The 10,132-nt window shown below is 31.6% G+C and carries 15 protein-coding genes; 13 read left to right on the top strand and 2 right to left on the bottom strand.

Translation table 11 applies throughout. The features are described 5' to 3' along the window. Positions 1-569: 569 nt before the first annotated feature. The 4 genes from LQ608_RS12050 to isaB all read left to right on the top strand — a co-directional run bounded on the left by LQ608_RS12050 (position 570) and on the right by isaB (position 1,995). Positions 570-890, top strand: a complete 321-nt coding sequence (locus tag LQ608_RS12050; RefSeq protein WP_239752142.1) for a hypothetical protein — start codon at positions 570-572, stop codon at positions 888-890. Between the two features lie 13 nt (positions 891-903). Further along, complete coding sequence (locus tag LQ608_RS12045; protein ID WP_078358596.1) at positions 904-1,089, top strand: helix-turn-helix transcriptional regulator; 186 nt, start codon at positions 904-906, stop codon at positions 1,087-1,089. Positions 1,090-1,106: 17 nt separating this feature from the next. Continuing rightward, positions 1,107-1,313: a hypothetical protein gene (locus tag LQ608_RS12040; RefSeq protein ID WP_237687724.1), complete on the top strand. Its 207-nt coding sequence runs from the start codon at positions 1,107-1,109 to the stop codon at positions 1,311-1,313. 130 nt (positions 1,314-1,443) lie between these two features. Further along, positions 1,444-1,995 (top strand): immunodominant staphylococcal antigen IsaB family protein, encoded by a 552-nt coding sequence (gene isaB, locus LQ608_RS12035; RefSeq protein WP_239752137.1) that lies wholly within the window; start codon positions 1,444-1,446, stop codon positions 1,993-1,995. A 2-nt stretch (positions 1,996-1,997) separates the two neighbouring features. On the opposite strand, the gene LQ608_RS12030 is transcribed toward isaB, so the two are convergent. Then, positions 1,998-2,312, bottom strand: a complete 315-nt coding sequence (locus LQ608_RS12030; RefSeq protein ID WP_107509395.1) for a thioredoxin family protein — start codon at positions 2,310-2,312, stop codon at positions 1,998-2,000. 71 nt (positions 2,313-2,383) lie between these two features. On the opposite strand from LQ608_RS12030, the gene LQ608_RS12025 reads away from it, so the two are divergent. The 4 genes from LQ608_RS12025 to LQ608_RS12010 all read left to right on the top strand — a co-directional run bounded on the left by LQ608_RS12025 (position 2,384) and on the right by LQ608_RS12010 (position 4,170). Further along, entirely contained in the window at positions 2,384-2,578 is a 195-nt protein-coding gene (locus LQ608_RS12025; RefSeq protein WP_239752136.1) for a DUF6440 family protein, read from the top strand. Positions 2,579-2,608: 30 nt separating this feature from the next. Continuing rightward, positions 2,609-3,388 carry a GH25 family lysozyme gene (locus LQ608_RS12020; protein ID WP_239752135.1) on the top strand — a complete coding sequence of 260 codons (780 nt, stop codon included), beginning with the start codon at positions 2,609-2,611 and terminating at the stop codon, positions 3,386-3,388. A 129-nt stretch (positions 3,389-3,517) separates the two neighbouring features. Then, positions 3,518-3,727: a hypothetical protein gene (locus LQ608_RS12015; protein ID WP_078358326.1), complete on the top strand. Its 210-nt coding sequence runs from the start codon at positions 3,518-3,520 to the stop codon at positions 3,725-3,727. Positions 3,728-3,795: 68 nt separating this feature from the next. Beyond that, on the top strand, positions 3,796-4,170 hold the full coding sequence (locus tag LQ608_RS12010; protein WP_239752134.1) for a nuclear transport factor 2-like protein: 375 nt from the start codon (positions 3,796-3,798) through the stop codon (positions 4,168-4,170). Positions 4,171-4,656: 486 nt separating this feature from the next. Here the strand turns inward: LQ608_RS12010 and LQ608_RS12005 are convergent, their stop codons facing one another. Then, a complete protein-coding gene (locus LQ608_RS12005; protein ID WP_239752133.1) occupies positions 4,657-5,409 on the bottom strand; it encodes an IclR family transcriptional regulator in 753 nt (250 codons plus the stop codon). A 158-nt stretch (positions 5,410-5,567) separates the two neighbouring features. On the opposite strand from LQ608_RS12005, the gene LQ608_RS12000 reads away from it, so the two are divergent. From LQ608_RS12000 to LQ608_RS11980, 5 genes are read left to right on the top strand one after another with little or no spacing between them, the layout of a single operon-like run. Then, positions 5,568-6,206 (top strand): bifunctional 2-keto-4-hydroxyglutarate aldolase/2-keto-3-deoxy-6-phosphogluconate aldolase, encoded by a 639-nt coding sequence (locus LQ608_RS12000; protein ID WP_239752132.1) that lies wholly within the window; start codon positions 5,568-5,570, stop codon positions 6,204-6,206. A 6-nt stretch (positions 6,207-6,212) separates the two neighbouring features. Next, the gene (locus LQ608_RS11995) at positions 6,213-7,160 is read left to right on the top strand and encodes a sugar kinase (RefSeq protein ID WP_239752131.1); all 948 of its coding nucleotides are present in this window, start codon (positions 6,213-6,215) and stop codon (positions 7,158-7,160) included. A 14-nt stretch (positions 7,161-7,174) separates the two neighbouring features. Then, positions 7,175-8,191, top strand: a complete 1,017-nt coding sequence (locus LQ608_RS11990) for a zinc-binding dehydrogenase (protein ID WP_239752129.1) — start codon at positions 7,175-7,177, stop codon at positions 8,189-8,191. 18 nt (positions 8,192-8,209) lie between these two features. Then, a complete protein-coding gene (uxuA, locus tag LQ608_RS11985; protein ID WP_239752128.1) occupies positions 8,210-9,292 on the top strand; it encodes a mannonate dehydratase in 1,083 nt (360 codons plus the stop codon). Next, positions 9,285-10,118, top strand: a complete 834-nt coding sequence (locus LQ608_RS11980; protein ID WP_239752125.1) for an SDR family oxidoreductase — start codon at positions 9,285-9,287, stop codon at positions 10,116-10,118. Before uxuA ends, LQ608_RS11980 begins: the two co-directional genes overlap by 8 nt. Positions 10,119-10,132 lie beyond the last annotated feature (14 nt).

The following is a 10,132-nucleotide window of genomic DNA, read 5'->3' as shown; positions in this document are numbered from 1 at the left end:
CCGATAAAATAAAATAGCGACCCGAAAATGGAAAATACAGGCCGATAAAATAAAATAGCGACCCGAAAATGGAAAATACAGGCCGATAAAATAAAATAGCGACCCGAAAATGGAAAATACAGGCCGATAAAATAAAATAGCGACCCGAAAATGGAAAATACAGGCCGATAAAAATAAATAGCGACCCGAAAATGGAAAATACGGACCGATAAAATAAAATATCGGTCCAGAAACGCGAAATACGGGCCGATAAATAAAATTACCGGTCCAGAAACGCGAAATACAGACCGATAAAAATAAATAGCGGTCCAGAAACGTGAAATACGGACCGATAAAAATAAATAGCGATCCAGAAATGAGAAATACGGACCGATAAATAAAAATAGCGGTCCGAAATCTGCTTATAACGCACATCTCCAAAGCACACTCTACTATAGCCTGAACATAAAAACAGTAGTATCTGCTTTATATCCATCAACACTCTAAATGTAAAAAGTATTTGACATGTTTATCTCAGATGTTAGACTAATAAATGTAAAAAACTTTTGACATTTGGAGGTGCAATTTTGATGGTTTTGAAATGGTTACTTTTTATTATTATTACATTAGTCATGTGGACGGTTTACTATAAATATATAGCAATTAATACTAAAGAATTTAAAAAAGAGCAAAGACTGGATGAAAGGCAATTGAGAATAAGACTCGAAATACTGTCTAACACGTTTGGTTATATGTTCTTGATTATCATGTCCTATATAGCGATTAAACTTTCTGGCTTAAATGGGAATGCACAGAATGTCTTCACTCAAAATCCTGAAATACTTTTTATTGTTTTGTTAGGCATTATATATGCAATTAATGTTTTAATAGTAAAGAAGAAATACAGTTGAGAGTAGGTAAGTTGTGAAGAATAAAATACGGGAATATCGAAAGCAAATGGGAATGTCACAGGATACGTTAAGTAAAAATGTAAAAGTGACGAGACAAACGATTAATGCTATTGAAAATGATAAATATGATCCTACATTGGCACTAGCTTTCAAATTAGCAAAAGTGTTTGATGTAACTGTAGATGAATTATTCTCTTAAATGAAAGGAAGATTATTTTGAAGAAGCAAGATGAAATGGAAAGACAACATGTATTTATCGCTTCTAAGTATACTGTAGTGTATTTTATATTTGCTTTAGTTATTTATAATTTATATACGAAATTTACGACAGGCGAGTTTAATGTTGTTTGGTTAATATTATTAGTTGGCATTATTATATTTTTAGGAATTCAAACTTATTTTAAGGTTATTACTAAAACGTAATACTTTTAAACAAAAGTATAAAAATACAATAAATGTTTATTATTCTACCCCTTGTAATTGAAATTCAATATAGTAGGATGTAGGTGTATCGTCTTTAGATACATAATCTATAAAAAGGGAGAGAGATCGAATGAACAAATTTTCAAAGATTTTTGTTTCAAGCGGTTTAGCATTAGCGACAGTATTTACAGTAGGTGCAGCTAGCAGCGGGAATACAGTGGATGCAGCAAGCAATGGTAATATGGAAAGCGAAGCGTCTCAACCTTATACTTCTTATTATAATGGATATGTTAGTTACGACCCTGGATTCTTTATAACAGATACTTTCAAAAAAGGATTCGAATCAGGTAATTTCACTTTAAACGGTTATGAAACACCTGCACATGAAAATTACGCAAAAGAACATCAAGGCGAAGCGAAAAATATTAACTTATATGATCAAAATTTAAATGTCTATAGTAATTATGGTTTAGATGCAAACGCACAACCGACGAACGCTGAACAATTTAATTTATCTATAGATGATGTTAGAGAATCTTATGGTATGGATTATTCTAAAACTGGAAGTCCTCGTAGTATAGAAGGCCAATATTCTTATAATTTAAATGGTTACAAAATTGCCTTCACATCAGATGAAAATGGTGTTGTAACGAGAATTGATTTTTATACAATAGTAAATTAACTTTATAAATTATTTATTTGTTCAATACGATATTGAAGTTCATCAAAGTCTATTATTCGGGCTTGTCGGTGGACTTCTTTTTGATTGTAAAAAAGCATGACTACGGGTGACGTGAATAAGTTTAATTGTCCAACTGCTTCAGGAACTTGATTAGCGACTATTTCATATGCTGGGATTTGATAATTTTCAGCCATTTTTTGCACAATTGGATGATCAGCTTTACATACAGAACAATTTTCACTAGAAACATATATCAAAGTGAACGTATGGGCATTAATTTTTTCATTTAATTCGTCAAAAGTGTTTATAATTTTCATAAAAATCTTCTCCTATCATTTCAATATATCGGCAAGTATTATACCATTACAGGAGAAAAGGAGTGAATGATATGTTTGGTAATAAGAACGAAGACGAAAGATTTTATGTGAAATCTAAAGAAAATATTAAATCTTTAGGTAGATTTACTGTTGTAGTTGATCGTGAAACAGGCGTTAATTATGTTCACGCTTGGGTAGGAACTGGTAGCAGTTTAACACCATTATTAGACAAGAACGGTAATCCTATAATAGATAACATGGAATAATTTTTCAGTAATACACAAAGGAGTATTTTAATGTTTAGTAGATTTGTACGCATCGTCGTAGCTATAACCTTATTGATTTTTATTGTAAATGCACCCTCAAAAATTGCTGAAGCATCAAAAGAAGCAGGTACAATGGGGAATGGTTATAAGAAATACATAGAAAATAAACAAGATACACAACATAGAAAAAGCCAAGAAACAAAAGAAGCGGCAGTCGTTCCTAAAGAAGATTCAATACTAGATTTATCAGAATGGCAAGGTGAACTAACCTCTGCACAAGTAAAGAATTTAAAAGCAAATTATGACTTTATTATATTAAGGGCACAGTATGGATCAGATTATAAAGATGCAACTTTTGCAACAAACTCCAAATTATTAGAAGCAAATAATATGAAATATGGTGTGTATTCATATAGCATGTACGAAAATGCGAGTGATGCACGAACAGAAGCAAAATCATTATATAATAGAGCACCGAACGCAAGCTTCTACATTAATGACTACGAAGAAGAAACTGTAACTTCAGGCACATCTGATGAAAGTACACAAGCATGGTTAGAAGAAATGAGAAAGTATTCAGGAGATAAAAAAGTCCTATTATATTCATATGAAGACTTTATGCTCAATAATACAGCAACAGCAGTACAATCATATGACGGATATTGGTTAGCAGCTTATCAAGAAACACAGCCAGAAAGAGAACATGTACTATGGCAATATACAGACAGTTATTATTCAGAAGAACTTGATCAAAACGTAGATGCTAATGTATTAAGTCCTAACGTTCAATCAAGCTGGTTTATCTCTTAAAATATACTTAACCATATGAAACCTCTCAAAAAGTCTATTTGTAGTAAGTTTGATTGAGTGTATAGTAACTATATACATTATCATAGATAGAAAGTAAGGTTCACTCGAATAAAGAGAGAGGTGTTATAAATGTATATATTATTTATTATTTTAGCTATAATTACATTCATTTTCTTGGCGTATTCAATCGTAATATTAATGGGGAAAGATGGTATGATATATTCATTTTTATCCAAAAAAGAGAAGAATCAATCTGATAGAAATAAAGGTTGGATATTCTTTTCAAGTGTCTTATTATTGTTTATCTGTTTAATCGTTTTCTTCTTTTTTGTTATTTAAGTAATAAGACAATATAATTTAACTTCAAGGTTATGCAAGATATAATCGAGTATAAAGAAGGTGAATTAATGAATATATTAGATGATTATTTTAAATTATTTGATGAATCAAGATATAGTGAAGAAAGTTTTCAGAAGTTAAATGCATTATTTAGTGATGATATTGAATTTGTATTGAATAATAAGACATTTAAAGGTAAAGAAGCTTGGAAACAGTTTGTAAAAAGTGTATATACAACAAACAAAGACTTGAAACATATGCATAACGGTTGGACAGAAAACGAAGACGGCAGTTTCGAAACACAATGGGCAATTTGTGGTAATAGATATGAAACAGGCGTTTACACCCAAGAAGGTAAAGATATTGCAAGATTAGATGCAAATGGGAAAATTGTATATTTAGAAAACCAACCAAAAGACGATCAATTATTCTCAAAACAATAGAATGAATAAAGAGCGTAGGGTAGAAACCTGATTTTATGACAAGATTTCGTTGTCCCAGCCTCTTATCATAGGCTAGCTATATTTACACAAGTCGAGAGAAGTGTGAGCAAGGGTAGCTATAATACTTAAATAGAAGTTAAATAAAAATATTAGTTGAAGATTAGAATTTTAATAAGAGCAGAATTTCATTGATAAAATGGAATTTCTGCTCTTATTTTTATATTAGTTACCATTAAGGAAATACCTAGTCCGTATTTTACTTTGGATTTTCTCGTAATGATAGGCGGTTGAAACCCAAAATATCCGAAAACTAATTTTTCATCAATTAATTATATAAACTATTACATTATTCTACGGAGATAAGAAAATTTAAAAGACAAGACTCCTGTAGAATACAGAAATCTTGCCTTAGAGAAAGTAGCTTAAATAAAAAGTTTAACTTTTTATTTAAGCTACTTTTGTTACAAACTGGATTTGGGGATATTTTTATTGATAACCAAGCAATCTGGAAATTTTCAGTGCACATGTTTTTAATTCTTCTACAAAAAAATCTTTTTTGTGCAGTTCAGTTGTAGGGAAAGATAAACTAATTGCACCTTGCACTTCATTACGATAGTTAACGAAGTATGTGCTCACACAATATATGCCTTTTTCATTTTCTTCATTATCTACAGAATAGCCTTGTTCTCGTATTATTGCTATTTCATCTATAAATTGGTTGTAGTCAGTTATAGTATTTTCAGTCAATTTAACGATATCAGATTGATTCCAAATTTCTTGTATCTTTTCATTATCATAAGTTGAAAGAATGGATTTACCTACAGCTGTACAATACATTGGGGCACGTTTGCCAATTTTAGATGCCATTGAACGATTGTTGTTACTCGGAATAAATTTATCAATATAGACTACCTCATTATTATCCTCTACAACTAAATGACAAGTTTCACTTACTGTTGTCATCAATTGACTAATCATGCTTTTAGCAACATTTAAGAAATCAATATTTTGTACACGTTTGTTTCCTAATTGGAACATCTTAAAAGTAATTTGATATTGATTAGTTAAAGGCTCTTGTTGTACATATCCATTAGTAATTAATGAATTTACAAGACGATGAACTGTTGCTTTTGATAATCCAGTAGCTTCTACTAATCCTTTCAAAGAAATTTGTTCTTGCTCTGAAATGATTTCTAAAATATTTAAAGCACGATCAATCGATTGCACGTTTGAAGCCATATTAATCACCTCTTTATTAAAAATATATCACAGATATTGTAATATTTTGTAGTTTTTTATTATTAAATAAACAATTGACAACGTTTACATTAGCGTTATAATAATACTTAATATCACTATACAATACATTGTATCATAATGTGGAACGGAGGTAAATTTTGAAAAAATATAAAATATTGAAACAGTTACATGAAAATTATTTAGTAGCAGTAGTAAGAGGTATTAACGAAAGTGAAACGAACAAGATTATCGACGAAATAATAAGAGGTGGATTTAAAAATATAGAGGTTACATTTACTGTGCCAAACGCAGTATCTGTCATTGAAAGAATCAATAAAGAGTATGGAAGTGACATCGTTTTGGGTGCAGGAACAGTGTTAGATGCTACTACAGCTCGTATTGCAATAAGTAAAGGTGCTCAGTATATTGTAAGTCCTCATTTAGATACTGAAATATCTAAGATATGCAATGTATATTCCATACCTTATTTACCAGGATGTAGTAGTGCATCCGAAATTATTGAAGCATTACGTTATGGTTCAGATTTAGTAAAGCTTTTCCCTGGTGGACATTTGGGTTCAAGTTTTATTAAGGATATTAAAGGACCAGTACCAAATGTTGAATTAATGCCTTCAGGAGGAGTCAATTTAGAAAATATTTCAGATTGGATTGAAAAAGGTTCGTTTGCAGTTGGTGTAGGAAGTGATTTAACAAAAGAATTCACTGGAAATAATTATGAAGTAATATCTGAAAAAGCAAAATCTTATGTAGACGCTTATAGAAATAAACGAAAGTGAGTGGAAATGATGAAATTATTCACAATAGGGGATTCAATGATTGCGATGAATCCTAAAAATAAAGGGCCATTAAGATTTAACCATACATTTGAAAGGACAATTGGTGGTGCAGAATTAAATGTAGCAATTGGTGCTAGTAGATTGGGGCTTGATACTACATTTTATTCAAAAGTAGGAGAGGATGAATTCGGACAACATATTATCAATGTATTAAGAGGAGAAGGAATTGATACAGAATCAATCGATAAAGTTAAACAAAAGTCTACTTCAGTATATTTTAAGCAAATTAATGCAGATGGAAGCGGAGCCTCATTTTATTACAGAGATGACGCCCCTATTAAGGAAATTACTCAAGACAATCTTGAAAATATAGATTTTGGTGAGTTTGATTATTTTCATGTTAGTGGCGTATTTGTTGCATTGCTACATCATAAAATTGATCTTATTAAATCATTGATGAAAAAAGCACGTGCACACGATGTCAAAATCAGCTTAGATCCAAACATCCGACTTAAAACTTGGGATAAAGAAACAGCAAGTGCTATTTTAGGCGAGCTACTACCTTATGCGGATATTTTGCTCACTAGTGATGATGAACTTGAAGTTTTGAAAATTGCTACTCCATTTGAAAACATAATTTCATTATTAGAAGAATGTCATCTGGATGAAATTATTGTGAAGCGTGGGCATTTATCAACACAGTATGTAAGTAAGGACAAAAAATTTGATAAAGAAGTGTTTAATGTTAACCCCATAGATACTGTAGGGGCAGGAGATGGCTTTGCTAGCGGTTATTTATATGCAATGAGCAGAGGCTATGATGCTGAAAAGAGAGTGGTTTTTGCAAATGCTGTAGGTGGAATGGTGACTGAAGTATTAGGTGATAATGAAGGCCTACCATACTTAGAGCAAGTAGAAAAATTTTTGAATGAAGAAAAGCTAATTTTGAGATAAAGGGAGTGTGAAAAATGAAAGCAGCTAGAGTAATAGGTGAAAACGAAATTGTTATAGAAGAAATAGAAAAACCTGTACCTGATGAAAAAAAGAATATATTAGTCCGAACTAAAAAAGTTGGTATATGTGGTTCGGATAGACACATTTTACATGGAACTAATCCATTAGCTACATTACCAAGAGTAGTAGGTCATGAAGTAGTGGGAGTCGTAGAAGAAGTTCATGGAAAGTCTGAATTAAATGTTGGGGACCATGTAGTTGTTGAACCTATAACGCCATGTGGTGAATGTTATGCATGTAAAAAGAACAGGCAAAATGTATGTCAAAACTTAGTGGTATTTGGTGTTCATGAAGACGGGGGAATGAGAGAGTTCTTTACGGTTAATGAGAAACAGTTACATAAAGTTCAGCATGATATTCCTTTTGAAAAGAGTGTTTTAATTGAGCCACTAACAATAGGAGCACAATCAACGAGTAGAGGAGATTTACAAGATGGAGATACATTACTAATTCAAGGTGCAGGTCCGATAGGTTTGTGTATTCTAAAATACGCTAAGTTGAAAGATGTAACGGTATATATAGCTGATTTAGATCAATCAAGATTAGATTATGCTAAAAAACAAGGTGCTGATGTTGTGATAAATGTACAAAACTTAGACTTAGTCGAAGAAATTATTAAATTAACAGACGGTGAAGGTGTCAATGTATCAATCGATGCGGTTTGTATGCCAAAAACTTTTGAGTTAAGTATTGATGTTGCCTCCGCTGCAGGAAGGGTTGTTGTTTTAGGTTTTGATGAAAAACCAGCAAATATAACCCAAATGCCAATTACTAAAAATGAATTAACAATTGTAGGTTCAAGATTACAAACTTATAAATTTAAGGATGTAATTGAAAATATGGAACAACATAAATTTGATGATTTTGATTTAGTTACTCATCAGTATAATTTGAATCAAGTAAAAGAAGCATTTCGATTCATAGATGAACATCCTGACCAAGTTAAAAAGGCAATTATCAATTTCAATTAAACAGAGGAGATGAAAACAATGGAAATGACATTTCGTTGGTATGGAAGAAATAACGATACGATTTCATTAGAGGAGATCAAACAAATACCTAACACAACAGGTATAGTATGGGCTTTGCATGAGAAGCCAGTTGGTGCCGTATGGGATAAAGAAGAAATAAAAGAAGAAGTTGAATATATAGAATCACATGGATTTAATGCTAAAGTTGTCGAAAGTGTAAATGTTCATGAATCAATAAAATTAGGTAATAGTGAACGTGACCAACTTATAGAAAATTATAAAAAAACTATAGAGAATTTAGCTGAATATGGTGTGGAAATAATTTGCTACAACTTTATGCCAATATTTGACTGGACAAGAACTGATATGTTCCATCCACTTGAAGATGGTTCTACAGCTTTATATTTTGATTATGAAAAAGTGAAAAGTTTAGATCCTAGCGAATTGATTGAAACGGTTTCGAGTGCTAGTAATAATTTAACGATGCCAGGGTGGGAAAAAGAAAAGCTTGATCAAATTTCTGAATTATTTGAGGCTTATAAAAAAGTGGATGAAGAACAGCTTTGGGAAAACTTTAGTTATTTCATAAATGCTATCATGCCAACTGCTGAACGTTGTGGTATAAAAATGGCAATTCACCCAGATGATCCACCATTTTCTATATTTAATTTACCTCGTATTATTACAGGAGCAGAAAGTTATGAAAGAATGTTTGAAATCAATGACAGTCCTAATAACGCTATAACTTTATGTACTGGTTCAATGGGAGCTTCTAAGAAGAATGATATGGCTAAAATAGCAGAGAAATATCATGAGCACGCGCCATTTATGCATATTAGAAATGTTCATATTTCAGATGATGGCAGTTTTGTTGAAACATCGCATTACACTGAAGATGGGGATATAGATATCAAACAAATTATGAAACATTTATCAGATTCTGATTATAAGGGGTATATTCGACCGGATCACGGAAGACACTTATGGAAAGAAGAATGTCGCCCAGGATACGGTTTATATGACAGAGCATTAGGCATTATGTATCTTAATGGGCTTTGGGACGCATATCAACTTGAAAAAGAAGGTGAAAGTAATGTTTAGTAAACATGAAAACTTAAAAAATAAAGTTATCGTAATTACTGGGGGAAGCGGTGTACTATGTCGTACATTAGCAAAGGCATTAGCAAAACAAGGTATGAAAATTGCAATTTTAAATCGTACATTTGAAAATGGAGTGAAAATTGTAAAAGAAATTAAACAAGAAGGTGGAACTGCAAATAATTATTCAGTAGATGTCACAAATGAAGAAGATTTAATTAGAGCAAGAGAAGCAATCTTAGCAGATTATGGACATATAGACTATTTAATAAATGGAGCGGGCGGAAATCATCCAGATGCCATAACTGAAGGTGAATCGTATGATTCAAATGATAAGAAAAACTTTTTTAGCTTAGAAAAAAGTGGATTCGAACAAGTGTTTAACAATAATTTTATAGGTTCATTTGTTGCAGCAAAAGTGTTTGGAGAAGAATTATTGAAATCAGAACATGCAGGAATTATTAATTTTTCATCGATGAGTGCTTATTCACCAATGACTAAAGTACCAGCATATAGTGCTGCAAAAGCAGCTATTAATAATTTCACTCAATGGTTAGCAGTTTATTTTGCAGAAGAAGATATTCGAGTTAATGCGATAGCACCAGGATTTTTCTTAACTGAACAAAATAAAGATTTACTTTTGAACGAAGATGGTAGTTTAACTGAACGTTCAAATAAAATTATTAGCCAAACGCCATTAGGCAAATTTGGAGAACCAGAAGCACTAATTGGTACAACTTTATGGTTATTAGACAAAGAATACTCTTCTTTTGTCAATGGCATAACTGTACCTGTTGATGGAGGATTTATGGCTTATTCTGGCGTTTAATTAAAGGGGATGAA

Source organism: Mammaliicoccus sp. H-M34, from assembly GCF_022386495.1.
GTDB lineage: Bacteria > Bacillota > Bacilli > Staphylococcales > Staphylococcaceae > Mammaliicoccus > Mammaliicoccus fleurettii.
This window is presented reverse-complemented; position numbering and strand designations above follow the sequence as displayed.